Source organism: Bosea sp. BIWAKO-01 (assembly GCF_001748145.1).
GTDB lineage: Bacteria > Pseudomonadota > Alphaproteobacteria > Rhizobiales > Beijerinckiaceae > Allobosea.
This window is the reverse complement of the sequence record NZ_BCQA01000001.1, coordinates 5478241-5503252: the sequence shown is the minus strand read 5'-3', so window position 1 is coordinate 5503252 and position 25012 is coordinate 5478241. Positions and strand designations below refer to the sequence as shown.

Below are 25012 nucleotides of genomic sequence, written 5' to 3'. Positions count from 1 at the left end.
TTCTGCCGCGCCCGGGATGGCTCCTCGGACATATGCGCTGGCGCTGATCCTGGGTGCTGCAGCGCTTTTTGCCAGCGTGGTCGCTGCCAATGTCCTGATCGACCCGCAGGGCGTCTTCGGCACGAACGTCCTTCCGCGTACGCCCAACATTAATTACCACTACCGGAATCTCGCGGCCTATGACGCTGCGCCGGACAGTTTCGGCGGCGTGCTGTTCGGCTCTTCCCGCGCCCAGGCCACTCCGCCGGCGGAGCTGTCCCGCCGCTTGGACGGGGTGAATGTCGCCAGTTTCTGGGCCACACGCGGCATGCTGCCGGACTTCCTGCCCGCGCTCGAATACGTCGTCGCCGACAAGGCGAAACGAGGGCAGCATTTGCAGGCCGTGTTCCTGCTGCTCGATATCGACACCTTCGGAGATCCCCCAGCGACCAACCGCTACATCGAGACCTTGCTGCCTCAGGCCCTGAGCGGCGAAAGCGGTATATATTTCTGGTGGCGCAACCTGACGGCGCTGCAGGTCAGGAGCTGGCAGCGCATCCTGCGCGAGGCCCGGGCCGCCATCGAGGAGAGAGATCGCAAGACCCCTTCGGTCGCCAACAAGGTGAAACTGGCATTCGTCCGCTTGGCATCGTTGAGCGCCGTGGCCGGGCGCGGCGCGCAGGCAGGAAGCGACTACAACAGGCCGTTCGCGCAGCGCGCGTATTTCGCAGACCAGCTGCAGATCCTGCAGCGCATCGCCACGCTGACCCGGCAGAACGGCACCAGGCTCATCGTGGCCGTCAGTCCGCTTCATCGGGCCGTCGAGAGCCGCTATCTGCCGAAGGACCTGGCGCAAGCGCTTGATCAGGTTGCGCGCGTCACGCCGCTCTGGGACTTCACGGGCGCCGACTGGCTCTCCGATGATCCGAACTATTGGATGGGCGACCAGGCCCACTATTCCGCGGAGGTCGGCCGCATGATGCTGGCCCGCATCTTCGGCGAGCCGATGCCGCCCAACTGGGAACGGTTCGGCCGCTTGAGGGGCGCCGAGGGGGCTGTCGCTTCAGAGGTCGAAGCGCGGCGCTGAAGTGCGGCGCTGCTGGAACCTGAGCCGCCCGATTCCCCTCCTGCCGCGCTCGGTCAGATTCCAGATCAGAATGGCATAGCGGCAGAGTGCGGCAACTCCCTCGCGAGCCGCGGCTGGCGCTTGGCCCACGTGCTGGAAATGCCAGAATCGCGCTGATGGAGCCCCAGACTGCCCAAAGCAGAAAGAGCGGCGCGGCATTTGGATGCCGCTCGCCAACTCAATGATTCCACGAGGTTTTATGGTCGGAGCGAGAGGATTCGAACCTCCGACCCCTTGTCCCCCAGACAAGTGCGCTAACCGGGCTGCGCTACGCTCCGACAGGGCGGCTTATAGAGGGGCGAGCGCGCGGATGCAACGCGCTTCGGCATACTCTCCGCAGGGTTTTTCAGAAGGGCCGCATCGCCTCCATGTCGCGCTGCCATGTCTCGCGCCAAGCCCTGGTTCGGGGCGCGAAAGGACCACGCCCAGCTGGGCTTCGGCGTGCACCGGCAAGAAGCACCAAGGGCTCCATGACAGGTGCCGGCTTCGAAACCATCAATATTAACCGCATGTTAAGCAAAACATTGCGAGCCGAGCCGTTCGTCCACATCCTCCCTCCCGGTTGATCGGTGGAGAGTGGCATGACCGCGACGATTGCGTTGGGCGCGAAGGGAACAGCCGCCAGGGCGATACGCAGCCCGGACCGCGCTCTCGAAACCTTCTTCGCCGAACTGCAGCCCGATTGGCATTCGCGCTGGGCCTGGAAGAACTACGAACCGACGATTCTTGCCGTGACCCGACAGTTCGGCTTGAGGCGGATCTGCGAGATCGGCGGCGGCCGCGATCCGCTGTTCTCGGCCGCGGAAGCCGCCAGCCATGGTCTGGACCTTGTCGTCAACGATATCGATGCGGACGAGTTGGCCTTGTCGGCGCCCGGCCTGCGGACGGCGCGTTTCGATATCGCTGGCGACCTGTCCGAACCTGATGTCGAGCGCGGCGGCTACGACCTGATGATCTCGCGCATGGTCTTCGAGCACATCCGGGATGTCGAGCGGGCCTGGACGAACATCCATGCGCTACTGGCGCCGGGTGGAATGGCGCTGGCATTCTTCCCGACGCTCTGGGCGCCGGTCTTCGCGCTGAACCACATCCTGCCGGAGGCCGCCTCGCGCGCCATCCTGCACGCGCTGTTTCCGGCACGCCAGCAGGATGGCGGCGATCCCAAATTCCCGGCTCATTATGACTGGTGCCGCGGCAGCCGCGCGCAGCTGACGCCGATGCTCAACCGGGCCGGATTCCGCGATGTTCACATCCAGCGCTTCTGGGGGCATGGCTATTTCGAGCGTTTGCCGGGGCTGCGCGAGATCGACCACGCCTTCAATCTGCTGGCTGCGAAAGCCGGATGGGACCTGGTGACGACCTACGACTACGTGCTGGTCCGCAAGGCGCCGGTCTAGAGCATTGGCCTGAGAGGCTGATTGCGGTCTTCGGGAAGGCCGATTCAGGCACAGGAGGGCAGGTGAGCGGACCGGATACGGTATCCGGGCGACCGACCTATGCCAGACCAGCGGGCAGCCGTCCCCGCGGGATTTGCCCGACAGCGTCGCCCGGCTTGAGCGCTGCCAGTCCCCAGACCAGCCCGAGCAGCAGGTAGAAATGCCGCCAGTGGTCCGTGTCGATCTGGACACCCTGCAGGATGGTGATGAACAGCACCGACCACAGCACGATCGCGTGGTTCTGCCAGGGGGAGCGGCTGAAGACGACGCGCCAGCCGACATAGCAGGTGGTGACCATCAAGCCGAGATAGGCGATGCCGCCGAGCCAGCCATAGGAGGCGAACGCATTGACGTAGACGTTGTGCGGATCTTCCGGGAAATGCCAGCGGAAGCGCAAAGGGCCGAGCCCGTTCGGCGCATCGAGGAGGAGCGGGAGCGAGCGCAGCTGGCTGCCGAATCGGCCGGTGACCCCCTGGTCGTAGCTCTGGTTGAGGCTGGCGCGAATCTCGAAGATGTCGCGGATGCTCTCGAACGAGAGCGCGATCAGCAATGCGACAAGGATGCCCCCAAGCGCAGTGAGGGTGAGCATCACGATTCGGGCGCGGCGGGCAGCGTTGGGCGCGGTCAGGAACATCAGCCCGACCATCATCAGGGCCGAGCCAGCCAGATTGCCCCAGGCCCCGCGCGAGAAGGCCAGCAGCACGGCCATCAGCGGCACGCTCATCACCAGGAAGCCGCGGATCAGACCCAGGCGCCCGATCAGGATATGTTGCAGCGCGTAGACGATGGGCACCACGAGGAAGGGTCCCAGCACATTGGGATCCTTGAATGTCCCGGAGGCGCGGCCGGCATAGGAGAAGACGTCGGAGAGGCCGGCAATGTTGAAATAGCCGAGGATGCCGGCAAAGCTCGCGCACCAGGCCGAGAAGAGATAGCCCTTGCGCAGGGTTTCCAGCCGGCCGAGCGGGTCCTCCGCCATGATGGCCGCAAAGAAGATCGCGGTGATCATCAGGTAGACCGAGACGGCCGTGAAGCGCACGGAAGCCGGCTCGTCCATCCAGGGAATCAGCGAGAAGATGCCGCCGATATTGTAGAGCAGCAGCAGCACGACCATCGGCAGCAGCTTTTGCGAGAAGCGAATGCCTGTCAGCGCGAAGACGAACAGCGTCAGCAGGAAGAAGAATTCATAGGGTGATGGCTCGATCAGCGCGAAGCCGCTGGAGGCCGTCAGCAGCCAGAGCGTGCCTCGCTTGATCGAGGCAAGGGACACCCTCAGGCCGCCGCGGCCGCCTTCGTCTTCCGCGCGGTCGGCGAGCGCACTCAATAGGCGTTCTCGGACTTGGTCAGCAGCGAGATCGGCGTCTTGTACAGAATGTAGAGGTCGAGCATCACCGACCAGTTTTCGATATAGTACAGGTCGTGCTCGACGCGGCGCTGGATCTTGTCCTCGGTGTCGGTCTCCCCGCGCCAGCCATGGATCTGAGCCCAGCCGGTGATGCCCGGCTTGACCCTGTGGCGGGCGAAATAGCCGTCGACCACCTGCTCATAGGCACGGTTGTCCGCCTTGCCGTGGACGACATGCGGGCGCGGGCCGACCAGCGAGAGATTGCCCTTGAACACCACATTGAAGAGCTGCGGCAACTCGTCGATCGAAGTCTTGCGGATGAAGCGGCCGACGCGGGTGACGCGCGGATCATCCTTGGTCACCAGCTTGCTGGCGGCGACATCCTGCATCTCGTGATAGAGCGAGCGGAACTTGAAGACTTCGATCAGTTCGTTGTTGAAACCGTAGCGCTTCTGCCGGAACAGGACCGGACCCTTCGAGTCGAGCTTCACCGCGATCGCCGTGATCAGCAGCACCGGCGAGAGCGCGATCAGGGCCAGGGTGCCGACGATCTTGTCGAACAGCCATTTCACCACGATGTCCCAGTCCGCGATCGGCCGGTCGAACACATCGAGCACCGGCACCGCGCCGATATAGGAATAGGAGCGCGGCCGCAGCCGCAGCTTCGACATATGGGCGGAAAGCCGGATGTCGATCGGCAGAACCCAGAGCTTGCGCAGCATCTGCAGGATGCGCCCCTCCGCCGAGATCGGCAGGGTGAAGATCACCAGGTCGAGCTTGGTGCGGCGGGCGAACTCGACAAGGTCGTCGATCGTGCCGAGCTTTGGATAGCCGGCGACGAGATCGGGCGAGCGATCGTCGTTGCGATCGTCGAAGACGCCGCAGATTTGCAGTCCGGAGTCCTTTTCCGCCTCAAGCGCCTTGATCAAGGCTTCGCCGGCAGCGCCGCCGCCAACGATGGCGGTGCGGCGCTCGAGCCGCCCTTTGCGGGTCAGCCCGCGCACGGTCATTGTCACGAGAAGGCGCTCGCCGAGCAGGGCTGCGAGACCGCCACCATAGAAGCCGGCAAGCCAGACACGGGAAAACTGGCTCCCGACCTTCATGAAGAAGAAGGCGGCGAGTGCGATCAGGAACAGCATGGTCCAGCCCACGACCAGTCGGGCCGCCGTCGGGACGAAATGGCGCAAGGCGCCGATATGGTAGAGATGCAGCGCCTGGAAGGCGGCCAGCGCGCCAACGCTCACCAGGAGAACGGTGATCTGATAGAGCAGGGTGCTGCTGGTGGTGCCCGCGACGTAGAACCAGTAGATCAGCCCTGCCACGCTGACGATGGCCAGAACATCGAACAGGCGCACCAGGCCTTCGATCAGGACGGGGGAGAGCGTCGGCTTGACCGGCATCGCCGCGATGCGTTCGGCCAGGGGATGGAAAGCGCGGGTCGAACCCGTCTTGCTCCCGCCGGCTGGATCTGATGCTCCGGCCGCGTCGGCCTGGATCAGGTCACGCACATCGAAAGTGCCCATCACACGCTACCTCTACTCAGACCGGAGCAATACTCACCTCCCGGTCCCGGCCTGCGATTAGCTCAAAATGCTCTCGGAAGGCTTAATCCGATGCTTCGCTGTCTTGTGGCCAGCGAGGCGACTCTACGGCATTCCGGACCATCGCGTTCGGGTCAGTTTACCCCCCTGCAGGCGTCGTCTCAAACCCGATGCAAAGAAAGTTGATTTTCTCTCGTCCGGCCAAGGAATTAGCTCACTCCCATTTTTTCCGATTTTGCATCGAAAAGCAGTCGTTTCCGGCTCATAAAGTTGATGTTGGTTGACAAAAAGCATTAAAACGGGCATATCCATTCGCGATGAGTGTCTGAGAAGCACATTTCTGAGCGATGCCCGCGGTTGCCAATTCAGGCAATTGGGCAAGTCGCTGTGCCGCCCCAGCAGTTCGCTCTGCCAGGGTTTTAACTCTGAGACTCGTTCGTAAAAACTCTAACTTTGCTTAGCTGCCTAACGTCGTTTCCCGACGGTAAGCGCCGGCTTCGCCCGTGTGCATCATGTCTTTTCATTGGTTGGTTCTGCTCGCAGCGATCGCTGTCGAGATTGTCGCGACGGCCGCGTTGAAGTCGGTCGTCGCCGAGCCGTGGCTCATCACGGCTCTACCGCTCGTTCTGATCGGATTGTCCTTCGCGCTGCTCAGCGTGGCGCTACGTGTCATCCCCATGGCGGTTGCCTATGCCGTCTGGGAGGGGCTCGGCATCGTCGGCATCGCCGCTGCGGGCCATCTTCTCTTCGGCGAGCATCTGACGCCTGAGCGTCTGCTGGCGCTTGCGGCCATCATCGCCGGTATCGTGCTGCTCGAGCGCGGTGTCGGGCACGGTGTCGAGGAGGGTAAACAGGGGAGGCTGGCGTGACCACGCTTCTTCAACCGCAGTCGCTTGCCTTTGCCTGGCTCGGACTTGCGGTCGTTCTCGAAGTCCTCGGGACCTATCTGCTCAAGCTCTCCGACGGCATGAGGCGGCGATTGCTCGGCGCCGTCGGGATGGTCCTCGTCGTCGGCGCCTTCGCGGCCCTGGCACAGGCCATCCGCGGCATGGACCTTTCGGTCGCCTACGCGGTCTGGGGTGGAGCGGGACTGGTGATCACGGCCATCGTTGGAGCCCTTGCCTTCGGGCAGCGGATCTATCTGTCCGGCTGGGTCGGCATCGCGCTGGTCATCGCAGGCGTCGTCGGCCTGAAGTTCCTCTAAAGCATCGCCCCGAAAAGTGGATTGCGGTTTTCGGGACAAAGCCGATGCAAACACAAAGGGTTAGATCATCGGACTGGATACGATGTCCTGTCCGGAGATCTAACGCGGCTGCGTCTCATCACGCATCGACACCGCGTCGCGCCAGCGCGACGCGGTATGCTGCCAGTACGCCGTCGATCATCGCATTGAGGCAGAAATTCTGGCGGACATGTTGTGCCAGATCGGTGGCCTGTGCGCATCTTTCGGGCTCGGGCATGGCCAGGATCGAACGAATGCTCCCGGCCAGGACCGCCGGGTCATCGGCCGGTATCAGGCGGTGCGCGTGATCCGGGCCGTAGATTTCCTTGATGCCGCCGACATTCGTCGAAATCAGCGGCTGGGCCGCTGCCGCCGCTTCCAAGATGACATAGGGCAGCGATTCCGCCCGCGACGGGATCACCATGACATGGGCCTGCGCCAGCGCGGCGCGAATCGGGCCCGGCGGCTCGAACACGCATTGACTGCCGATGCCGCGGTCGAACGTCATCTGCCGCAGCACGGCCTCGTCGGGGCCCGAGCCCACGATCAGGATGCGCGGCTCGAGGCCTTCTCGACGCTTCAGCAATGCCAGCGCATCGATCAGCGTGTCGACCCCCTTCGCAGAGCGCAGTTCCCCGAGATAGACGAGGTCGAACCTTGCCTTGGCATGGTCGATCGGCTCGAACTCGGCTTCCGAAATGCCGTTCAGGACGATCCGGTAATCGCTGCGCGGCTTGTGGCCGATATAGGCTTCGAACCGCCCCGCGATGAAGGCGCTCTCGAAGCAGAACATGTCGGTCGCCCGCTCCAGCAGCCGTTCGACCGACATATAGATGCGATGCTCGGTGCCGCCGGGCTTGTAATTGAAGCTGCCGCCATGCGGCGTATAGGCCGTGATGTAACGGCGCCGCGGTGAAACCAGTGCAGGCAGGCGCGCATAGACGCCGCCCTTCGAGCCATGGGCGTGCACGACATCGGGGACGAGGCGCGCGCGCGTCGCGCTGGCCGCCATTTGCGCCTTGGCGTCCATGAGGCTCGGGTAACGCGACATCGGCACACGCGTGACGCCAAGCGCGAGATCAGGGCCAAGCTCGGCGAAAACCTGGTCGGCGCGGGCGCCACCGGTATTCGAATCGCAGAAGATGCCGACCTGATGCCCGCGCTCCACTTGCCCGCGGGCGAGATCGAGGACATGGCGAAACAATCCGCCGAGCGGCGCACGAAAAACGTGCAGGATGCGCAGCGGCTTCATGCCGGGGGCGTCCGCCATGGCCGTCACCTCGTTTGCGCTCAGAACCAGCGTTCCTTGATGACGATCGTGTCGCCTGGCTGCACCTGGTAGGTGATCGGCACAGTTCCGGTGACGAGCTGGCCGTCGATCTGGCGCGTGACCTCGGCATAGTTGCGCTGGCCGCGCGGAGTGAAGCCGCCTGCGATGGCGACTGCGGTCTGCACGGTCATGCCGTTCACAAAGGGGAACTGGCCTGAATTGGTGACTTCGCCCAGGACGAAGAACGGGCGGTAGGTATCGACTTCGACCGAGACCTTGGGTTCGCGCAGGAAGCCGCCGCGCAGCTTGCCTTCAATAGCCTGCTCGAGTTGCCGGGTCGTGCGTCCCTGGGCCTCGACGGGCCCGATCAGCGGCATGGAGATGCGCCCGGAGCCGTCGACGGCGTAGATGTTCGACAGATTGTCCTGACCGAAGACGATGACGCGCAGCCGGTCGCCGCTGGCGAGCCGATAGGGCACATTGACGTCGACAACCGCGAGTTCCTGCGCTGCATAGCGCGGCGCGCAGGCGCTCGTCGCTAGTGCAACCGCCAGGGCCAGTGGGGCGAGTGATCGACTCATCGCATCTTCAGTCCATCCAAATTCTGCCGTCACGTTAGGGCGGCTATGGTTAACAAAAGTTGAGCGCACTATCCCGGGCAGCGGCCGCGCTCGGCTCTTAACTCGCCAATAACCTTAATCAGCTTTGATTGACCCTGCGTCCTGTGCTGGGCGCGCGAGTTTTGCGTGAATGGGTGAGTCATGACCTCTCGATCCGATGACGGAATGCGGGATGCCGGCGAGAGCCGCGGCGACATGCTCGATCTTTCCGCGCTCTGGGCCGCCATCAAGCGGCGCAAGCTCTGGGTGCTCGGCCCCACACTGCTGGCGCTCGGCCTCTCCTTCGTCGCCGTCAATCTGGTCACGCCGCGCTACACGGGCGAGGCGCGCCTCCTGCTCGAGAACCGGGACAGCTTCTATACCCGTCCGGGGCAGGGCGGGGCAGAAGCCACAAGCCAGCAATTCGACAGCGAGGGCGTGCAGAGCCAGGTCCAGGTCATCATGTCGCGTGACCTTGCCCGCGAGGCGATCAAACGCATCGGACTCGTCGGCAATCCCGAATTCGATTCGGGCGCCGGCGCGCTGAGTGCGCTGAAGCGGCTCCGTGTGCTGGTCGGGCTGGGCGCGCATCCGGCCGATCGCTCGCCCGAAGAACGCGTGCTCGATAAATTCTACGACCGCCTGCTGGTCTTCCCGGTCGGCCGGTCCCGCATCGTCGCGATCGAGTTCACGTCGCGCGATCCGGCGCTTGCGGCGCGTGGAGCTAACGAGATCGCCAATATCTATCTCGAGATGCTGGAGGCGGCGAAGCAGGACACGGCGCGCAGTGCTTCGTCCTGGCTCTCGACCACGATCGAGCCGCTGCGCAAGCGTGTTGCCGAGGCGGAGGGCAAGGTCGAGGACTTCCGCTCGCGCAACGGACTGCTCGTCGGAACGAACAACACCACCATCACTGCACAGCAATTGGCGGACCTCTCGACCCAGCTCTCCAATGCCCGCAGTCAGCAGGCCGAGGCCCAAGCCAAGGCCAGCGTCATTCGCGATGCGATGAAGAGCGGACGGACCTTCGAAATCCCCGACGTTGCCAATAACGAACTGGTCCGCCGCCTGATCGAGCAGCGCGTCAATCTGCGTGCCCAGATCGCGCTGGAATCGCGCTCGCTCCTGCCTGGGCATCCGCGCATCAAGGAACTCAGTGCCCAGCTCGCCGATCTGGAAGGCCAGATCCGCGCGGCCGCCGAGCGCACGGTTCGCACCCTGGAGAACGAGGCGCGCATATCGGGCCAGCGCGTCGACAGCTTCACGGCCGCCCTCGAAGGGCAGAAGAAGAACGTCTCGAGCGCCAACGACAAGGAAGTGCAGCTGCGCGCGCTGGAGCGCGAGGCACGCACCCTGCGCGATCAGCTCGAGCAATATATGCAGCGCTATCGCGAGGCTGTGGCGCGCGACACCCAGAACGCCAGCCCGGCCGATGCACGCATCATTTCGCGCGCCGTCGAGCCCACCGAGCCGTCCTTCCCGAAGAAGATCCCGATCATCCTCGTTGCGACGCTCGCGACCTTCCTCGTCGCGCTCGCCATGGTGGTCTCGCGTGAGCTCCTCAACGGCACTGCGGGGTCATCTCCCGGCTCCAATGGCCCGCGGCGTGCACCGGGCTGGGTCGGCGGTGGCGGGGCAGGGGCCGTGCAACATCCGTCCGACGGAGACGAGCGCCGCGAACGCGTTGCGGGGCTGCTGACCCATACCGGCCGAGTGGGCCGGGTTCCCCTGGCCGCGGCCGATCCCGAAGGGGCCCTCACGGCGCTTTCGGAGCGGATTGCTGCTCCTCCAGCCGATATGGCGCCGCTGGCCGTGCTGGTCGACGGCGCCGGTCCCGAGGCGATGTCCGCACGGGACCTTGCGGAACTGCTGTCCCGTCACTCCCGTTGCGTGCTGGTGGATCTTGCCAGCGACGATGACGAACTGGATGAGCTGGGGTTCTCCGAGCTTCTCGCCGGCGAGGCCCAGTTCTCCGAGATCATCATGCGCGAACCGGGCTCTCGGCTGCATCGCATCAGCGCCGGACGAGCCGGGCGCAGGGCGGTCCTTGCCGCGCCGGATATCGTCGAGGTGGCGCTCGATGCACTCTGCGAGACCTATGACTGGGTGCTGGTCTCGGCGACTTCGGGCGACGAGAGCGCCGTGCTCGCGCCGCTGGTCGGACGTGCGCAAGGTGTCTTCGTCATGGCGGGCAGCATCGGCAACGGGCACGCCATGGAGGCCGCCTATCGGCTCGCCGATTTGACGACGGCGCCGGTTTCTCTCGTCGTCGACAAGCTCGAGGAGACGGCGGGCGTCCCGTTCTCCGTCCGCGAGCATGATGCGGCGATGGCTTGAACGCAGACGTATCCCGGCCGGGGGCGGCTGGGATCGTCAGGGCTCCGTGGTGCTTGGCGTCCTGCGAGATGCGCAGATCCTGCGCATCTGATGTGCGAGAGGCGTTACCGCTCAGTCGTCGTCGGTGGCGAGTGTCCGGCTCCGGTTCAGCCAGCCCGAGGCGCGTTGCGCCAGCTTCAGTGCCACCGGTGAGCTCTTGATCTTGCGCTTGGCGGCACGTTTGGCCCGGCTGAACAGGACAAAGGCATGCCCCTTCGGCGTCAGCGGCAGGAAGGTGTCGACGAGTTCGTCCCGGTCGTCGCATACCGTCGTCTTGTAGCGGGCTTCGCCGACACCGAGGTCGAAGACCTCGATTCCGGCACGGCATTTCAGCTTGATCAGGTCGACCAGCAGGATCTCGCCAGGGCTCGACTTGGCGAGTTCGCCGTCCATCTCGAAGGACGTGGCCATGCCGGAGAAACGCAATCCCTGCACGGCGCCGACATAGGTTGCGACACAGCGGCCGTCGAGGTCGAGCGAGTAGAGTTCGAGAACGGGCGCTTCGCCGCGGTCAGGGCTTGCCCCCTGGCGCAGGAAGTCACGCAGGGCGGGCTCCGCAAAGGGGTTTGGAACGCCCATGCTGGCAAACCGCGCCGCCTTCTGGCTCAGGAAAGCGGAAACGACCCGCTCGATATCCTCCGGGGTCTCGGCCCTGAGCAGGACTGAGCTGCCGAAGCTTCTGAAGCGATTGCGCTTGTTCTTCAGCTTCTTGCGGGCATGCGAGCTCATCGAGCGCCGCAGCGAGCCTTCGCAGTCTCGTCCCTCCAGCGCGAGCTTGTAGGCTCCGCTTGGACTCGGCCCTGCCGCAAGCTGCGCCAGCGGGTTGGGAACGCCTTGCCAGTCCTTCGGCTGGTTGACGAAGATGAAGGCGTCGAGATCACCAATGGCCGTGCCGATCTCGACAAGCAGGGCTCGCGCCGCGGCCGCATCGAGCGCGGCAGCGAAATCGGGGGCATAGAGCCCCATATGATAATTTGCGTGCTTGCCGCCGATGAATTCGCCGAAGCGAACGCCGTTGCGCCGCGTCAGCGCCAGCGGCAGGAGGGCCTGGGTGCGCCCGGCCGCGTCGCGCAGAGCGGCATATCGGAACTCCGTACCGTGGGCTGCCCCGACCGTCTCGACGAAGGGCCTGATCCAGCCATAGGCCTGGTAGGGCGTCACCAGGGCCGCCGCCTCCAGATTGCGCCACTCGGCTTCCAGGGCGGCGGGATCGCAGTCGATCGTGATGCTGTGCCAGGGGCGCGCGCGCTCCCCCCTGCTCCTGACCGCTGTCAGGTTCAGGGCCGAGGCCGGAGTTCCGGCGCGTTCGGCAAGTGCAGACATCGTCTCTGGGCCCTCGGGTGTCGGCATTCCTCGCTGTCCTTAACCCGCTATTGTGAACGAACCTGCCAGGTTGTCTTCGACCAGCCGAAGCATCGGCGAACAATATTAGCGAGCGGTTGCTGCCCGGAGCCGGATGAGCCTGCGACACCAAGCCTTTTCCGCCGCATTCAAGGCGATTGCGCTGACCGGCGCCGACCGATGGGCGAAGGATATCGCTCAGGGCGCGGGCATAATTCTGACCCTGCATCATGTCCGGCCCTGGCGCGAACGGGGCTTCGCCCCCAATCGCCTGCTGGAGATCACGCCTGAATTCCTCGACCAGACGCTGACACTGATCAAGGCGCAGGGCTATGACATCGTCTCGCTCGATGAAGCGGTGGCGCGGCTGCAAAGCCCGCTCTCCCAGCGCTTCTTCGTGGCGCTGACCTTCGACGACGGCTATCGCGACAATCTCGATCATGCCTGGCCGGTCCTGGCCAAGCATGGCGTACCCTGGACATTGTTCGTGACGACCGGCTTCGCCGAGCGCACCGCGCGGCTCTGGTGGCTGGAAATGGAGGAGGCGATCCGGGCTCTGCCGCATTTGGCCCTGGACTTGCCGGATGGCGGCTTCTCGGCCCGCACCGAATCCGATCGCGAGAAGCAGCTGGCCTTCGAGACGCTCTACTGGCGTCTGCGCAAAGGGCCGGAAGCGATTCTGCTGTCAGCGATTTCCGAGCTTGCGCGTCAGGCCGGCATCGACAGCGCAGCCCTGGTCGAGCGCGAGTGCCTGCCCTGGGAAACGCTGCGCTCGCTCGCCGGCGCCCCCGGCGTGACCATTGGGGCGCATACGCTGAGCCACCCCATGCTCGCCAAGCATCCCGAGGATTTTGCCCGGGCCGAGATCGTCGAGAGCAAGACACGGCTCGAGCAGGAGCTCGGCCTGCCCATTCGCCATTTCGCCTATCCCGTCGGCGATCCGGGCTCCGCCGGCAAGCGTGAGTTCGCCCTGGCCCGAGCGGCTGGCTTCACAAGCGCCGTCACCACGCGGCCGGGCCATCTCTTCGATCGGCATGAGCGGCATCTGCATGCGCTGCCGCGTGTCTCGCTGAATGGCTATCACCAGAGCGAGGCAGCGCTGCGGGCGCTGCTGTCGGGACTGCCGTTCCTGCTCTGGAACAAGGGGCGGCGGCTGAATGTCGGCTAGATCCCATCGGACCGGATATCCGGTCCGATGATCCAGGGTTCTATGTTTGCAACGGCTTTGTCCGAAAGCCTCAATCTACTCTCGGGCCGATGTCAGCGTGGCCCGTCTTTCCGTTCCATCCACTTGATCAGCGGCAGCAGGGGCAACACCCAGGCGAGGCCGAGCGCGATATAGGCGATGGTCTGCACCAGCTTGGGCGCATCCGTGATCCGGCCCTGCGCCAGTGCCATGGCGACCAGCGCATAGACGCAGACGAAGATCAGGATCACCACGGTGCCGATCAGCTTGCGGTGGCTCTGGGTCATCTCTCGTCTCCATGCCGGCACGGCTGCGGCATTGCGGGCGTTGTTCGCGTCTTCGCGCGGGTCTATCTGTCACCCCCAACGACGCTTGTGAAGCGCGACATTTGCGACCCGAGGTCCCCATCCCGTGACGATTGCTCTCGATCAGCCGCGTGGCGGCGCTGTCAGCTCCGCCAACCACGCAGGCATCCGCCGCTGGCTCTGGATCGTCGCGGCACTCGTCTTCGCGATGGTCGTGGTCGGCGGCGCAACCCGCCTGACCGGCTCAGGCCTCTCGATCACCGAGTGGCGACCGGTCACCGGCGCGATCCCGCCGCTCTCCGACGCCGCCTGGGCGCTGGAATTCGAGAAGTACCGCGCGAGCCCGCAGTACCAGCTGCTCAATGCCGGCATGGCGCTGTCGGAGTTCAAGTTCATCTTCTGGTGGGAGTGGGGGCACCGTCAGCTCGGCCGTTTCATCGGCTTGGTCTATCTCCTCGGCTTCCTTGTCGTCGCGCTCCGCAGGCTCCTGCCCTGGCGCCAGAGTGCCGTGCTGTTCGGCATGGGGCTGCTGCTTGGCCTGCAGGGTACGATCGGCTGGATCATGGTCGCGTCCGGGCTCCAGCCAGGCATGATCGCGGTCGCGCCGGTCAAGCTGACGCTTCATCTCACCTTCGCCGGCCTGTTCTTCGCCGCCGTTGTCGCGTTCGCCACCTGGCTGACGCCGCTGCGGCGGGTCGAGCAGGCGAGGGGCCGCGTGGCCGCCTGGGTGTTGCTGGTGCTCACCTTCGCGCAGATCGCGCTTGGCGGCCTCGTCGCCGGCTCCCGTGCGGGCTTCACCTTCAACACCTGGCCGCTGATGGATGGGGGGCTGGTTCCCGCTTCGTCGACGCTGTTTGCTCAGACGCCGCTCTGGGAGAACTTTGTCGATAACGTCGCCCTGGTGCAGTTCAACCACCGCATCGGCGCCTATCTGTTGCTGGCGGCCGCGCTCTGGCATGCCGTTGCGATGCGCCGCGCAGCGCCTGGGTCAGGCAGCGCCAAGCGCGCAACGGCGATTGCCGGCCTCACCCTGGCACAGGCCGCGCTCGGCATCGTTACGCTGCTGCTGGTGGTCCCGCTCTGGGCGGGGCTCGCCCATCAGGCGCTCGCCTTCATGGTGCTGGCGATGACAGTCGTGCATGTCACGCGGAGCGGGGCCAGCACCGCGCATCCTGTCCGGGCCTGACGCCACCTGAACGCTGTCGCGCCGCGGCAAAAGAAAGAGACCCGGGATCCCTGCCGGAATGGTTCAGGCAGGGATCCCGGGTCTGCATTTCTCTTCCCGGGGGACGCCCCGTCGAATCGCGGCCGGATGCTAGATCAGCGCCTGGTCGAGATCGCCGATCAGGTCGGCCACGTCCTCGAGCCCGATCGAGAGGCGCACGACCTCCGGTCCGGCGCCCGACGCGGTCTTCTGTGCGTCCGAGAGCTGGCGATGCGTCGTCGAGGCAGGGTGGATCACCAGCGAGCGCGTATCGCCGATATTGGCGAGATGCGAGAACAGCTGCAGGTTCGAGACCAGCTTGACGCCGGCGTCATAGCCGCCCTTCAGGCCGATGGTGAAGACCGCGCCCGCGCCCTTCGGCGAGTAGCGCTTGGCGAGGTCGTGATATTTATCGCCGTCCAGGCCGGGATAGCTGACCCATTCGATTGCCGGATGCGTCGAGAGGTGCTTTGCGACAGCGAGCGCGCTCTCGCAGTGGCGCTGCATTCGCAGCGGCAGGGTCTCGATGCCCGTCAGGATCATGAAGGCATTGAAGGGCGAGAGCGCCGGGCCCATGTCGCGCAGGCCGAGCACGCGGGTCGCGATGGCGAAGGCGAAATTGCCGAAGGTCTCGCCGAGCACCATGCCGTTGTATTCCGGCCGCGGCTTGGACAGCATCGGGTAGCGCTCATCGCCCACCCAGTTGAACGAGCCGCCATCGACGATCAGGCCGCCGATCGAGTTGCCGTGCCCGCCCAGGAACTTGGTCGCGGAATGCACGATGATGTCGGCACCGTGCTCGAACGGGCGGATCAGGTAGGGGCTCGCCATCGTGTTGTCGACGATGAGCGGGATGTTGTGCTTCTTGGCGATGGCCGCGACGCCGGCAATGTCGACGATCACGCCGCCCGGATTGGCGATCGACTCGATGAAGATCGCCTTGGTGCGCGGGGTCACCGCGGCGGCGAAACTCTCGAGATCGTCGGAATCGGCCCAGATCACGTTCCAGCCGAAATTCTTGTAGGAATGATTGAACTGGTTGATCGAACCGCCATAGAGCTTGCGCGCGGCGACGAACTCATCGCCCGGCTGCAGCAGGGCGTGGAAGCAGAGGAACTCGGCGGCGTGGCCAGACGCGACGGCGAGCGCCGCGGTGCCGCCCTCGAGCGCGGCGACGCGCTCCTCGAGCACTGCGTTGGTCGGGTTGCCGATCCGCGTATAGATGTTGCCGAAAGCCTGCAGGCCGAACAGCGAGGCGGCGTGGTCGACATCGTCGAAGACGAAGGATGTCGTCTGGTAGATCGGCGTGGCGCGCGCGCCGGTGGCTGCATCAGGCGCTGCACCGGCATGAATGGCGAGCGTATGGAAACCCGGTGAGCGGTCTGACATGGCGTGCTCCCTGCAAATTCTGATCGTGAAACGGTCTCGTTCGATTTAACGAACGCTCTGTGCGGCGTCAATTCGGCCGGACAGGCCTGAGAGCGGGGCCGATATGCTCCGGCCTGATTCCCAGGCCGATCAGCCGTGCCGGCAGGCGGCGCAGCAGCGGGAAGCGTTGCAGGAGCCGTAGCGGCAGAGGCGGCGCCACCGGTCCGCGGCTGGCGAGCAGCGGCGCGATCACCCGATTCTGGATCGCGATCTGCATGGATTGGGTGAGTTTTGCCGGGAATTCACGGCGATGCTGCACGGCTGCCAGAGCGGTATCCGTCAGCCGCTTCTCGCGGAGCGGCGCTGCCAGCAGGTTGGCCGTTGCGACGGCATCCTGCACCGCCAGATTGATGCCGACGCCGCCGATCGGGGACATCGCATGCGCAGCGTCGCCGATGCAGAGCAGGCCGGGCTTCCACCAGCGAGTCAGGCGATCGACGGCGACCGAGAGCAGCTTGACGTCGTCCCAGCTGCGCAGCTCCGCTATCCGGTCCTTGAGAAAGGGCGAGAGCGCGACGACACCGTCCCGGAAGGCCCGCATGCCCCGGACCTGCAAGGATTCCAGCGAACCCTTTGGGATGATGAAGGCGCATTGCCAGTAGTCGCCGCGGTTGAGCATGATGAAGAAGCGCCCGCCCGCGACCTGACCGAAGGTCTGGTTGCGATCGCTCTTGTTGCGCGAGAGCCGGAACCAGAGCACGTCCATCGGCGCGCCGAGCACGTTCACCGGGAGGCCGGAGGCCGCGCGCAAATCGGAACTGCGCCCGTCAGCCGCAACCACGAGATCGGCCCTGATCGAAAGCGGGCCGTCGGGCGCCATGGCCGTGACGCCAGCTACGCGCCCGTTCTGCTTGATCAGCCCCTCGGCCTTTGTCTGCATCCGAAGATGGAAGGAGGGCTGCTCGCGTCCCCGTTCCGCCAGGAAGTCGAGGAAATCCCATTGCGGCATGAAGGCGACATAGGGAGCCTTGACCGGCAAATGGCTGAAATCGGCGAGCGTGATCTCGTCGTCTCCGAAGCGCGCGACGATATGGTCTTCCTTGCTGTGCGGCAGCTTCAGGAAGGCCTCGAGCAGCCCGAGTTCATGCATCAGTTCGAGTGTCGACGGGTGGATCGTGTCGCCGCGGAAATCCCGGAGGAAATCGGCGTGCTTTTCCAGCACCGTGACCTCGATGCCGGCTCGCGCGAGCAGGAAACCGAGCATCATCCCGGCGGGGCCGCCTCCGGCGATGCAGCAAGTGGTCGTTTCCTCGCGCATCGCCGTTTCCCTGGAGATGGCCGGGTCAGGTCCCGGGCCGGTTGATCGACAATTTCTGGAAGCCCTTGCCGGCCAGTTGCGGCCTCTTGTTCGAGATGATGCGCGAGTTGATGCCCTGCCAGCCGATCTCCCCGGAGAGCCGGCCATACTCGATCTTCGGGCAGCGGTTCATGATCACGGTGAGGCCCTTGGCCTCGGCGCGGGCGGCGGCCGCGCCATTGCGGACGGACAGCTGCATCCAGATCACTTTCGGCAGAGGCGAGAGTGCCAAAGCCTCGTCCGTGATCGGCCCGGCGGCTTCCGAATTGCGGAAGATCTCGACCATGTCGACCGGAACCGGAATCTCCTTCAACGAGCCGTAGACCGTCTTGCCGAGAAGTGTCTGGCCGGCAAGGCCGGGATTGACGGGGATGACGTCATAACCGCGATCGAGCAGATATTTGGTGACGATCCAGCTCGGCCGCGCCTCGTTGGCCGAGGCGCCGACCAGAGCGACGGTCTTCACCTCGCGCAGGATGCGGCGGATTAGCGCATCTTCATAGACCTCATGATTCAAGGTGCTGAATCCTCACGAGAAATACGCGGCGATCATGCCCAGGTATTTTGGCGCCGAGGGGCTGAACCACAGCTTTGCCACTCTTATCTGATGTAATGGAACACAGGGCGAACAACCCCGGTTGTTCCGTCATGAAAGGAGGGTCTACCATGTGCGACTATAGCCTGCACAATGTGATGTCCACTCCCGCCAAAGTGGGCGACGAACTGACGACCACCAGCTTCCCGAATTCGAGCACGCGCGGATTCTGCACCTCGGCACAGCCGGAGGTGGCAGTCTGCGTGCTGCCCGGCACGGAGCTGGCGTTCGCGAGGGAGATCGAGTGCGATAGGGTGGTCGGCTTCCTGCCGCATCGCAAGATGGCAGCGACGATGGCCCGCTTCCGTCAGATCGATCTCGACAAGCCCTATGCGCATCACGATGCGCTCGAGCTGCCCGACGGGCAGGTCATTCTGCTGACGAACCTGTCTACGGGACAAAGGGCGACCGTTTTGCAGTTGCCAGCCGTGCCGCAGCCGGAAGGAGAGGCCAAGGAGCACCTGCAGACCGAGACGCCGGAGCATTTTCCCGCGATCCTGTGAAACAGGCGCCTGATGGATAGCTGCACGCGGCCGCAGCGTGTCTCGGTTGTCGCCGCGTGCGGCGCTGATTCTGGATGGATGGAGAGAGCCCGGCTGAGGTTCGTGAGCCGCTAGTTGCCGCTCCAGACCGGCTGGCGTTTCCCCATGAAGGCGCCGATCCCTTCCTCGGCGTCGCGGGCGAGCATGTTCTCGACCATGACCGCCGATGCGTGGTCATAGGCTGCCGCGAGGCCCATCTCGCGCTGCTGGTAGAAGGCGCGCTTGCCGATCTTCACGGTGGCTGGCGATTTCGATGCGATCACGCCCGCCAGTCGCAAGGCCTCCGCAAGCGCAGCACCTGCCGGAACGACCCGGTTGACCAGCCCCATCCGTGCGGCCTCCTCGGCCGGGATCATCTCGCCCAGCAGCAGCATCTCCAGCGCATGCTTGGCCGCGAGATTGCGCGAGAGCGCCACCATGGGCGTCGAGCAGAACAGCCCGATATGGACGCCGGGGGTACAGAACCGCGCCTGCGCACCGGCGACGGCGAGATCGCAGGTCGCGACGAGCTGGCAGCCTGCAGCGGTCGCCGTGCCTTCCACCGCTGCAATGACCGGCTGGGGCAGAGCGGTGATCTGCTGCATCATGGCCGAGCAGCGGCCAAGGATATCGGTGAAATAGGCACGGCCACGGTCCGGATCGGAGCGGTGCGCGCTCATCTCCTTGAGGTCATGACCGGCAGAGAAGACCGGGCCGGCGGCCGTCAGCACGACGGCGCGCACCGTCTGGTCCTCAGCAATGGCCCCGAAAGCTTCGCTCAACGCGGCCAGCATCGCTTCGCCAAGCGGATTGCGCGCCTGCGGACGGTTCAGCGTCAGTGTCGCGATGCCGTCCTGGTCTGCGCGCAGCAGAACCGGGGCGATGTCGGGCTCGATATGGGCATTCATGGCATGGCCTTTCGCGTCCGTGGCTATTGTCGGAGCCCAACCGTCATGCTGCAAGGGGAGGAGTTTCCCGCTGGCATCCGGTTTCCCGCACATGACACCCCGCATGACGATCTCAGAGGTGGAGACCTATCTCGATCAGGTCTTCCCGCAACTCCATTATGGCGGGCGCACCTATTTCATCGAAGATGTCGGCCCGCTGACGGCGCGCATGCGCTGCGACTATCACGAGCGGCATTTGCGCCCGGGGGGCACGATCTCCGGCCCGACCATGATGGCGCTGGCTGATCTCGCCCTCTATGTCGCGATCCTCGCCCAGATCGGCCCGGTCGGCCTCGCCGTGACGACGAGCCTCAATTACAATTTCCTGCGCAAGCCGGGGCCGGTGGCGCTGATCGCGGAGGCCAGGCTGCTCAAGCTCGGCAAGCGGCTCGCCGTCGGAGAGGTCGCGCTGTTCTCGCAAGGCGGCAGCGCGATGGTCTGCCATGCCACCGGCACCTACTCGATTCCGTCGGAGCGCTAGGATTCGAGCGCTCGTCCTGGCCGCAGATCGGTCTCCCTGGGGGAATCGAAGCCCCGCGAGAGGCGCAGAAAAAGGGACGATCCTGCCGAACCTCGCAGGATCGCTGGATGGGAATACGGTACCTAAATACCGTTTTTGCCATTGCACTGAAAACAATGCGATTTTTCGCCTTGAGGCGTGATCGTGGTGCTTGACAGTACGGCAGCATGCCCCTATCCACCGCCCCACACCGCCGCCGGCCTTCCGGCGGCTTGTCCTTTTTCAAGCAACCGAAGGGTGCCGCGATGAAGACCGTCTCGCTCAAGCCCGCCGACGTCGAGAAGAAGTGGGTTGTGATCGATGCCTCCGGGCTGGTCGTTGGTCGTCTCGCCTCCGTTGTGGCGATGCGTCTGCGCGGCAAGCACAAGGCCGCCTACACCCCGCATGTCGACTGTGGCGACAACATCATCGTCATCAACGCCGAGAAGGTGGTCCTGACGGGTCGCAAGCGCGACCAGAAGGTCTACTACCATCACACCGGCTTCCCGGGTGGCATCAAGGAGCGTTCCGCCAAGTTCCTGCTCGAAGGCCGCTTCCCTGAGCGCGTCGTCGAGAAAGCTGTCGAGCGCATGCTGCCGCGCGGCCCGCTGTTCCGCCAGATCATGGGCAACCTGCGCGTCTACAAGGGCGCTGAGCACCCCCACGCCGCCCAGTCGCCGGAGGCGCTCGACGTCGCCGCGCTCAACAGCAAGAATGCGAGGCTCTGATCATGGCTGAGGTTCTTCAGTCTCTCGAGCAGCTCGGCCAGGTCGCCAAGACGGCTCAGCCCGACGCTCCCGTTCACGTCAAGAAGGTCGATGCGCAGGGCCGCGCCTATGCCACCGGCAAGCGCAAGAACGCCATCGCCCGCGTCTGGATCAAGCCGGGCTCCGGCAAGATCACAGTCAACACCCGCGACCAGGAAGTTTACTTCGCTCGCCCGGTGCTGCGCCTGATCCTGCAGCAGCCGCTGATGATCGTCGACCGCATGACCCAGTACGACGTCGTCGTCACGGTCAAGGGCGGCGGTCTCTCCGGCCAGGCCGGCGCTGTGCGCCACGGCATCTCCAAGGCCCTGACCTTCTACGAGCCGGAACTGCGCGGTCCGCTCAAGAAGGAAGGCTTCCTGACCCGCGACTCGCGTGTCGTCGAGCGTAAGAAGTTCGGTAAGGCCAAGGCCCGCCGCAGCTTCCAGTTCTCGAAGCGCTGATCCGGCTCACGCAGTCTGGCTATGCTTTCAGGGCGGCTCGCAAGAGCCGCCCTTTTCGTATTGGCTGCAGCTCAGTCCCAGCTGGAGTCGCCGCCGATGAGCGCTACCCGTCCCGTTCTTCTCGTCACCGGAGGCAGCCGCGGCATCGGCGCCGCCATCGCAGTCATGGCGGCCGGCCGTGGCTATGATGTCGCCGTCAACTACCAGCGCGACGCGGCCGCGGCCGCATCGGTTGTCGCGGCCTGCAAGGCCGCGGGCGCAAGCGCCCTTGCACTCCAGGGCGACATGTCTGGTGAGGCGGATATCCTGCGCGTCTTCGCCGAGGCGAAGGGGAAGCTGGGGCCCATCTCCCAGGTCGTCAACAATGCCGGCATCACCGGCAAGTCGGGCCCGCTTGCCGAGGCGGACGCAGAGGTCATTCGCAACTGCATCGACGTGAACGTTACCGGCGCGCTCCTGGTCGCGCGTGAAGCGGCGCGGGCGCTGCTCGCTCAGCCGGAGCGGAAGGGCAGGGCGATCGTCAACATCTCCTCTGCTGCGGCAACGCTCGGCTCGCCCGGCGAATATGTCTGGTACGCGGCCTCCAAGGGAGCGATCGATACGCTGACGGTTGGCCTCGCGAAGGAACTTGCTCCTGCCGGCATCCGCGTCAATGCGGTTTCGCCCGGCATTACCGAGACCGAGATCCATGCCCTCTCGACGGGTGAAGCCGGCAGGGTCGAGCGCATCGCGCCGCTCGTTCCCCTGCAGCGGGCGGCATCTCCTGACGAGATCGCCGAGTCCGTGCTGTTCCTGCTGTCCGAGGCTTCCGCCTATACGACAGGCGTAGTTCTGCGCGTGGCGGGCGGGCGCTGATAGCACCGGGGCCCTGAACGACAGATTCGGCTGCGACTGCCGCCCGGCGCGGCTGGATCAGGGCCGCGGCCATGCTAAACCGCAGGCTCACGTCTCCGGTTCCAGCCTCCGCCATGCGCATCCTGCTCGTTCTCATTGCTTTCGGAATGATAGCGGTTCCCGCGTTGCTTGCGCTTGCGCGGACGGGGGAGCCGACCGGGCGCCGGGTCGGGCGGGCCTTGATCATCTTCCTGACACCGGCTTTCGCGCTCGGCCTGATCCACGGCGTGCCTGAACTCGATGGCCGCGCTCTGCAGAACCCCATCGCCTGGACCACGTTTCGGCTGGTCCTGACCGGCCTCGCCCTGATCCTGCCCTGGTGCCTCTATGTCTGGCTCACGGGCAGGAGCTGACTTCATTCACGGATTGTTGCCATGACCGAACCCGTCGACACCCCCTCCATCGACCACGCCTTCACCGGCGATCGGCGCGGCCCGGCCCAGGACCCGACCTATGCCGGCGCGCTCTCCTTCATGCGCCGCCGCTACAGCAAGGATGTCGCTGGCTGCGACCTCGTGATCTGGGGCGTGCCCTTCGATCTCGCGGTCTCCAACCGGCCGGGTACACGCTTTGGGCCGCAATCACTGCGCCGCGTCAGCGCGATCTTCGACGGCGATGCCCAGTATCCGTCCCGCATCGACCCGTTCGAGCATCTCTCGGCCGTGGATTACGGCGATTGCTCGCTGCCGCGCAGCGACCTTCAGGGCTGCGCCAAGGCGATCGAGCGCGAATCCGCCGCAATCATCGCCACCGGTGCCCATCTGGTGACGCTCGGCGGCGACCATTTCATCACCCTGCCGCTGCTGCGCGCCCATGTCGCCCGCCATGGCAAGCTGGCGATCGTCCAGTTCGATGCGCATCAGGACACCTGGGACGATGGCGTCGGCGCGGTCTCGCATGGCACGTTCATGCTGGAGGCGGTGCGCGAAGGGCTGATCGATGTCGATCGCTCGATCCAGGTCGGCATCCGCACGGTTGCGCCGCGCGATTGCGGCATCCAGGTGCTCGGCGCCTATGAGGCCCATGAACTCTGCGTCGATGGCGTCGTCGAGCGCATCAAGCAGCGCGTCGGGCAGGGACCCGCCTATCTCACCTTCGATATCGACGCGCTCGATCCGGCCTTCGCGCCGGGCACGGGCACGCCTGTCGCCGGCGGCTTTACCGCGGCGCAGGCGCTGCGCATGGTCTGGGCCATCCGCGATCTCGACTTCCGCGGCATGGACATCGTCGAGGTCTCCCCGCCCTATGACCATGCCGACGCGACGGCGATCGCCGGTGCCGCGGTGGCCCAGCACTACATTCAGGCACTGGCGCTGAAGAAGGCCGGTTGAATCACCGTGCGAGCGGGCTGCATCGGCTTGCGAGCCACGCACGCCAAGCGATTCAATCCGTTGGCAAATCAGGCATGACGCAAACCTCCGCCCCAACGGGCGAGAGGTTTGTCGTGCCCGCAGGGCGACGTCGCGTCACATGCCGATTGACAGGGACGACGCCCTCCCACATATCAGCGTCATGATCATGTGCTCGATCCGACGTCGCACCAACCAGGCCGCCCCGGCGCGCCCGCGATGACGCTCGGCTGAACCCCGAATTGTCCGCGAACCGCGCCCGGAGCGCGGTTTTTTTATGCCTGATGCTGACCTATCAATGAGCGCGAGCGCGCTTTCGGAGGCCCTGATGAGCCAGAATCTGAAATCGATCTTCATCGACGGCGAAGCCGGTACCACCGGCCTTGGCATTCGCGACCGGCTGGCAGAGCTGCCGGAGGTCGTCGTGAAGAGCATCGATCCCGACAAGCGCAAGGATCCGGCCGCCCGCAAGGCGATGATGGCCGGGGTTGATCTCGTCGTGCTCTGCCTGCCTGACGAGGCAGCGAAGGAATCGGTCGCGCTCGCCGACGAACTCGGCGCGGACGCTCCCAAGATCGTGGATGCCGCGACTGCCCATCGCGTCGCGCCGGGCTGGGTCTACGGCTTTGCCGAACTCGCCCCCGGCCATGCCGCGGCAATCGCCAATGCCAACCGCGTCTCCAATCCCGGATGCTACCCCACCGGCGGCATCGCACTGCTGCGGCCGCTGGTCGATGCGGGCCTGCTTGGGCCGGATCATCCGGTGACGGTCAATGCCGTCTCCGGCTATTCGGGCGGCGGCAAGAGCATGATCGAAGCCTATGAGGCCGGCGCCGCGCCGTCCTTCGAGCTCTACGGGCTGGGGCTCAAGCACAAACATCTGCCTGAGCTGCAGGAATACGCGCGCCTGACCCGGCGGCCGATCTTCGTGCCGTCCGTCGGCAATTTCCGCCAGGGCATGCTCGTCTCGGTGCCGCTGCATCTCGACACGCTTCCGGGCAAGCCGAAGGTCGCCGACCTGCACGATGTGCTGGCGGCGCGCTATGCCGGCTCGACCTATGTGAAGGTGGTTCCTGCCGAGGCCGGCGGCAAGCTGGAAGCGGAGTCACTCAACGACACCAACCAGCTCGAATTGCGGGTCTTCGGCAATGAGGACCTGCGGCAGGCGGTGCTCGTCGCCAAGCTCGACAATCTCGGCAAGGGCGCCTCGGGCGCTGCGGTCCAGAATATCCGCCTGATGCTCGGGCTCGGCGAGGCCTAGATCATCGAGCCGGATATCGTCCGCAAATGCGAAAGGCCCGGCCGCAAGCCGGGCCTTCTCCGTTGAGGCAAGGGGAGCAGC

The 25012-nt window shown here is 65.1% G+C and carries 25 protein-coding genes and 1 tRNA gene; 15 read left to right on the top strand and 11 right to left on the bottom strand.

Going from position 1 to position 25012, the window contains the following annotated elements; translation table 11 throughout:
* The first annotated feature begins 16 nt into the window (after positions 1-16).
* The gene (locus tag BIWAKO_RS25695; protein ID WP_141740230.1) at positions 17-1066 is read left to right on the top strand and encodes a hypothetical protein; all 1050 of its coding nucleotides are present in this window, start codon (positions 17-19) and stop codon (positions 1064-1066) included.
* Positions 1067-1305: 239 nt separating this feature from the next.
* Here BIWAKO_RS25695 and BIWAKO_RS25690 read toward each other — a convergent pair.
* Positions 1306-1383, bottom strand: a tRNA-Pro gene (locus BIWAKO_RS25690).
* Between the two features lie 303 nt (positions 1384-1686).
* Here BIWAKO_RS25690 and BIWAKO_RS25685 point away from each other — a divergent pair.
* Positions 1687-2502, top strand: a complete 816-nt coding sequence (locus BIWAKO_RS25685; RefSeq protein WP_069881067.1) for a class I SAM-dependent methyltransferase — start codon at positions 1687-1689, stop codon at positions 2500-2502.
* Between the two features lie 97 nt (positions 2503-2599).
* On the opposite strand, the gene BIWAKO_RS25680 is transcribed toward BIWAKO_RS25685, so the two are convergent.
* Together BIWAKO_RS25680 and BIWAKO_RS25675 are read right to left on the bottom strand one after the other, a co-directional pair.
* Positions 2600-3865 (bottom strand): O-antigen ligase family protein, encoded by a 1266-nt coding sequence (locus BIWAKO_RS25680; protein WP_084651814.1) that lies wholly within the window; start codon positions 3863-3865, stop codon positions 2600-2602.
* On the bottom strand, positions 3862-5409 hold the full coding sequence (locus BIWAKO_RS25675) for an undecaprenyl-phosphate glucose phosphotransferase (protein WP_069881066.1): 1548 nt from the start codon (positions 5407-5409) through the stop codon (positions 3862-3864). The genes BIWAKO_RS25680 and BIWAKO_RS25675 overlap by 4 nt, the downstream gene beginning before the upstream one ends.
* Positions 5410-5939: 530 nt before the next feature.
* Here BIWAKO_RS25675 and BIWAKO_RS25670 point away from each other — a divergent pair.
* Together BIWAKO_RS25670 and mdtI are read left to right on the top strand one after the other, a co-directional pair.
* Positions 5940-6296 carry a DMT family transporter gene (locus BIWAKO_RS25670; RefSeq protein ID WP_069881065.1) on the top strand — a complete coding sequence of 119 codons (357 nt, stop codon included), beginning with the start codon at positions 5940-5942 and terminating at the stop codon, positions 6294-6296.
* Entirely contained in the window at positions 6293-6631 is a 339-nt protein-coding gene (mdtI, locus tag BIWAKO_RS25665) for a multidrug/spermidine efflux SMR transporter subunit MdtI (protein ID WP_069881064.1), read from the top strand. The genes BIWAKO_RS25670 and mdtI overlap by 4 nt, the downstream gene beginning before the upstream one ends.
* Positions 6632-6749: 118 nt before the next feature.
* Here the strand turns inward: mdtI and BIWAKO_RS25660 are convergent, their stop codons facing one another.
* Both BIWAKO_RS25660 and BIWAKO_RS25655 read right to left on the bottom strand, forming a co-directional pair.
* Positions 6750-7919: a glycosyltransferase family 4 protein gene (locus tag BIWAKO_RS25660; protein WP_069881063.1), complete on the bottom strand. Its 1170-nt coding sequence runs from the start codon at positions 7917-7919 to the stop codon at positions 6750-6752.
* A 20-nt stretch (positions 7920-7939) separates the two neighbouring features.
* On the bottom strand, positions 7940-8500 hold the full coding sequence (locus BIWAKO_RS25655; protein ID WP_069881062.1) for a polysaccharide biosynthesis/export family protein: 561 nt from the start codon (positions 8498-8500) through the stop codon (positions 7940-7942).
* Positions 8501-8680: 180 nt separating this feature from the next.
* Here BIWAKO_RS25655 and BIWAKO_RS25650 point away from each other — a divergent pair, with 180 nt between their 5' ends.
* On the top strand, positions 8681-10855 hold the full coding sequence (locus tag BIWAKO_RS25650; protein WP_084651812.1) for a GumC family protein: 2175 nt from the start codon (positions 8681-8683) through the stop codon (positions 10853-10855).
* A gap of 111 nt (positions 10856-10966) precedes the next feature.
* On the opposite strand, the gene BIWAKO_RS25645 is transcribed toward BIWAKO_RS25650, so the two are convergent.
* Positions 10967-12244: a GNAT family N-acetyltransferase gene (locus BIWAKO_RS25645; protein WP_069881060.1), complete on the bottom strand. Its 1278-nt coding sequence runs from the start codon at positions 12242-12244 to the stop codon at positions 10967-10969.
* Positions 12245-12350: 106 nt separating this feature from the next.
* On the opposite strand from BIWAKO_RS25645, the gene BIWAKO_RS25640 reads away from it, so the two are divergent.
* Complete coding sequence (locus tag BIWAKO_RS25640; protein WP_069881059.1) at positions 12351-13403, top strand: polysaccharide deacetylase family protein; 1053 nt, start codon at positions 12351-12353, stop codon at positions 13401-13403.
* Positions 13404-13495: 92 nt separating this feature from the next.
* Here BIWAKO_RS25640 and BIWAKO_RS25635 read toward each other — a convergent pair whose 3' ends face one another.
* Positions 13496-13708: a DUF2842 domain-containing protein gene (locus tag BIWAKO_RS25635; protein ID WP_069881058.1), complete on the bottom strand. Its 213-nt coding sequence runs from the start codon at positions 13706-13708 to the stop codon at positions 13496-13498.
* 124 nt (positions 13709-13832) lie between these two features.
* On the opposite strand from BIWAKO_RS25635, the gene BIWAKO_RS25630 reads away from it, so the two are divergent.
* Positions 13833-14912 carry a COX15/CtaA family protein gene (locus tag BIWAKO_RS25630; protein ID WP_069881057.1) on the top strand — a complete coding sequence of 360 codons (1080 nt, stop codon included), beginning with the start codon at positions 13833-13835 and terminating at the stop codon, positions 14910-14912.
* A gap of 129 nt (positions 14913-15041) precedes the next feature.
* On the opposite strand, the gene BIWAKO_RS25625 is transcribed toward BIWAKO_RS25630, so the two are convergent.
* The 3 genes from BIWAKO_RS25625 to BIWAKO_RS25615 all read right to left on the bottom strand — a co-directional run bounded on the left by BIWAKO_RS25625 (position 15042) and on the right by BIWAKO_RS25615 (position 18172).
* Positions 15042-16319 (bottom strand): O-acetylhomoserine aminocarboxypropyltransferase, encoded by a 1278-nt coding sequence (locus BIWAKO_RS25625; RefSeq protein WP_069881056.1) that lies wholly within the window; start codon positions 16317-16319, stop codon positions 15042-15044.
* Between the two features lie 67 nt (positions 16320-16386).
* The gene (locus tag BIWAKO_RS25620; RefSeq protein WP_069881055.1) at positions 16387-17616 is read right to left on the bottom strand and encodes an FAD-dependent oxidoreductase; all 1230 of its coding nucleotides are present in this window, start codon (positions 17614-17616) and stop codon (positions 16387-16389) included.
* A 25-nt stretch (positions 17617-17641) separates the two neighbouring features.
* Complete coding sequence (locus BIWAKO_RS25615; RefSeq protein WP_069881054.1) at positions 17642-18172, bottom strand: CoA-binding protein; 531 nt, start codon at positions 18170-18172, stop codon at positions 17642-17644.
* A 149-nt stretch (positions 18173-18321) separates the two neighbouring features.
* Between BIWAKO_RS25615 and BIWAKO_RS25610 the strand changes: the two genes are divergently transcribed.
* Positions 18322-18753, top strand: a complete 432-nt coding sequence (locus BIWAKO_RS25610; protein WP_141740229.1) for a hypothetical protein — start codon at positions 18322-18324, stop codon at positions 18751-18753.
* Between the two features lie 110 nt (positions 18754-18863).
* Here the strand turns inward: BIWAKO_RS25610 and BIWAKO_RS25605 are convergent, their stop codons facing one another.
* The gene (locus tag BIWAKO_RS25605; protein WP_069881052.1) at positions 18864-19679 is read right to left on the bottom strand and encodes an enoyl-CoA hydratase; all 816 of its coding nucleotides are present in this window, start codon (positions 19677-19679) and stop codon (positions 18864-18866) included.
* A gap of 103 nt (positions 19680-19782) precedes the next feature.
* Between BIWAKO_RS25605 and BIWAKO_RS25600 the strand changes: the two genes are divergently transcribed.
* From BIWAKO_RS25600 to argC, 7 genes are all read left to right on the top strand, one after another.
* Positions 19783-20199: a PaaI family thioesterase gene (locus tag BIWAKO_RS25600; RefSeq protein WP_141740228.1), complete on the top strand. Its 417-nt coding sequence runs from the start codon at positions 19783-19785 to the stop codon at positions 20197-20199.
* Between the two features lie 284 nt (positions 20200-20483).
* Positions 20484-20945 (top strand): 50S ribosomal protein L13, encoded by a 462-nt coding sequence (rplM, locus tag BIWAKO_RS25595; protein ID WP_043232308.1) that lies wholly within the window; start codon positions 20484-20486, stop codon positions 20943-20945.
* 2 nt (positions 20946-20947) lie between these two features.
* A complete protein-coding gene (gene rpsI, locus BIWAKO_RS25590; RefSeq protein WP_043232079.1) occupies positions 20948-21427 on the top strand; it encodes a 30S ribosomal protein S9 in 480 nt (159 codons plus the stop codon).
* Between the two features lie 96 nt (positions 21428-21523).
* Complete coding sequence (locus BIWAKO_RS25585) at positions 21524-22282, top strand: SDR family oxidoreductase (RefSeq protein WP_069881050.1); 759 nt, start codon at positions 21524-21526, stop codon at positions 22280-22282.
* A 146-nt stretch (positions 22283-22428) separates the two neighbouring features.
* Positions 22429-22674 carry a hypothetical protein gene (locus tag BIWAKO_RS25580; protein WP_141740227.1) on the top strand — a complete coding sequence of 82 codons (246 nt, stop codon included), beginning with the start codon at positions 22429-22431 and terminating at the stop codon, positions 22672-22674.
* Positions 22675-22695: 21 nt separating this feature from the next.
* Positions 22696-23652 carry an agmatinase gene (speB, locus tag BIWAKO_RS25575; protein WP_069881048.1) on the top strand — a complete coding sequence of 319 codons (957 nt, stop codon included), beginning with the start codon at positions 22696-22698 and terminating at the stop codon, positions 23650-23652.
* Between the two features lie 346 nt (positions 23653-23998).
* Positions 23999-24931, top strand: coding sequence for an N-acetyl-gamma-glutamyl-phosphate reductase (gene argC / locus BIWAKO_RS25570; protein WP_084652337.1), 933 nt, complete (start codon positions 23999-24001; stop codon positions 24929-24931).
* Positions 24932-25012 lie beyond the last annotated feature (81 nt).

Coding starts and splice junctions, on each gene's coding strand:
- BIWAKO_RS25695 (WP_141740230.1), top strand. CDS start 17: ATGGCTCCTCGGACATATGCGCTGGCGCTGATCCTGGGTGCTGCAGCG.
- BIWAKO_RS25685 (WP_069881067.1), top strand. CDS start 1,687: ATGACCGCGACGATTGCGTTGGGCGCGAAGGGAACAGCCGCCAGGGCG.
- BIWAKO_RS25675 (WP_069881066.1), bottom strand. CDS start 5,409: ATGGGCACTTTCGATGTGCGTGACCTGATCCAGGCCGACGCGGCCGGA.
- BIWAKO_RS25670 (WP_069881065.1), top strand. CDS start 5,940: ATGTCTTTTCATTGGTTGGTTCTGCTCGCAGCGATCGCTGTCGAGATT.
- BIWAKO_RS25660 (WP_069881063.1), bottom strand. CDS start 7,919: ATGGCGGACGCCCCCGGCATGAAGCCGCTGCGCATCCTGCACGTTTTT.
- BIWAKO_RS25655 (WP_069881062.1), bottom strand. CDS start 8,500: ATGAGTCGATCACTCGCCCCACTGGCCCTGGCGGTTGCACTAGCGACG.
- BIWAKO_RS25650 (WP_084651812.1), top strand. CDS start 8,681: ATGACCTCTCGATCCGATGACGGAATGCGGGATGCCGGCGAGAGCCGC.
- BIWAKO_RS25645 (WP_069881060.1), bottom strand. CDS start 12,244: ATGCCGACACCCGAGGGCCCAGAGACGATGTCTGCACTTGCCGAACGC.
- BIWAKO_RS25640 (WP_069881059.1), top strand. CDS start 12,351: ATGAGCCTGCGACACCAAGCCTTTTCCGCCGCATTCAAGGCGATTGCG.
- BIWAKO_RS25635 (WP_069881058.1), bottom strand. CDS start 13,708: ATGACCCAGAGCCACCGCAAGCTGATCGGCACCGTGGTGATCCTGATC.
- BIWAKO_RS25625 (WP_069881056.1), bottom strand. CDS start 16,319: ATGTCAGACCGCTCACCGGGTTTCCATACGCTCGCCATTCATGCCGGT.
- BIWAKO_RS25620 (WP_069881055.1), bottom strand. CDS start 17,616: ATGCGCGAGGAAACGACCACTTGCTGCATCGCCGGAGGCGGCCCCGCC.
- BIWAKO_RS25610 (WP_141740229.1), top strand. CDS start 18,322: ATGTGCGACTATAGCCTGCACAATGTGATGTCCACTCCCGCCAAAGTG.
- BIWAKO_RS25605 (WP_069881052.1), bottom strand. CDS start 19,679: ATGAATGCCCATATCGAGCCCGACATCGCCCCGGTTCTGCTGCGCGCA.
- BIWAKO_RS25600 (WP_141740228.1), top strand. CDS start 19,783: ATGACGATCTCAGAGGTGGAGACCTATCTCGATCAGGTCTTCCCGCAA.
- rplM (WP_043232308.1), top strand. CDS start 20,484: ATGAAGACCGTCTCGCTCAAGCCCGCCGACGTCGAGAAGAAGTGGGTT.
- rpsI (WP_043232079.1), top strand. CDS start 20,948: ATGGCTGAGGTTCTTCAGTCTCTCGAGCAGCTCGGCCAGGTCGCCAAG.
- BIWAKO_RS25585 (WP_069881050.1), top strand. CDS start 21,524: ATGAGCGCTACCCGTCCCGTTCTTCTCGTCACCGGAGGCAGCCGCGGC.
- BIWAKO_RS25580 (WP_141740227.1), top strand. CDS start 22,429: ATGATAGCGGTTCCCGCGTTGCTTGCGCTTGCGCGGACGGGGGAGCCG.
- speB (WP_069881048.1), top strand. CDS start 22,696: ATGACCGAACCCGTCGACACCCCCTCCATCGACCACGCCTTCACCGGC.
- argC (WP_084652337.1), top strand. CDS start 23,999: ATGAGCCAGAATCTGAAATCGATCTTCATCGACGGCGAAGCCGGTACC.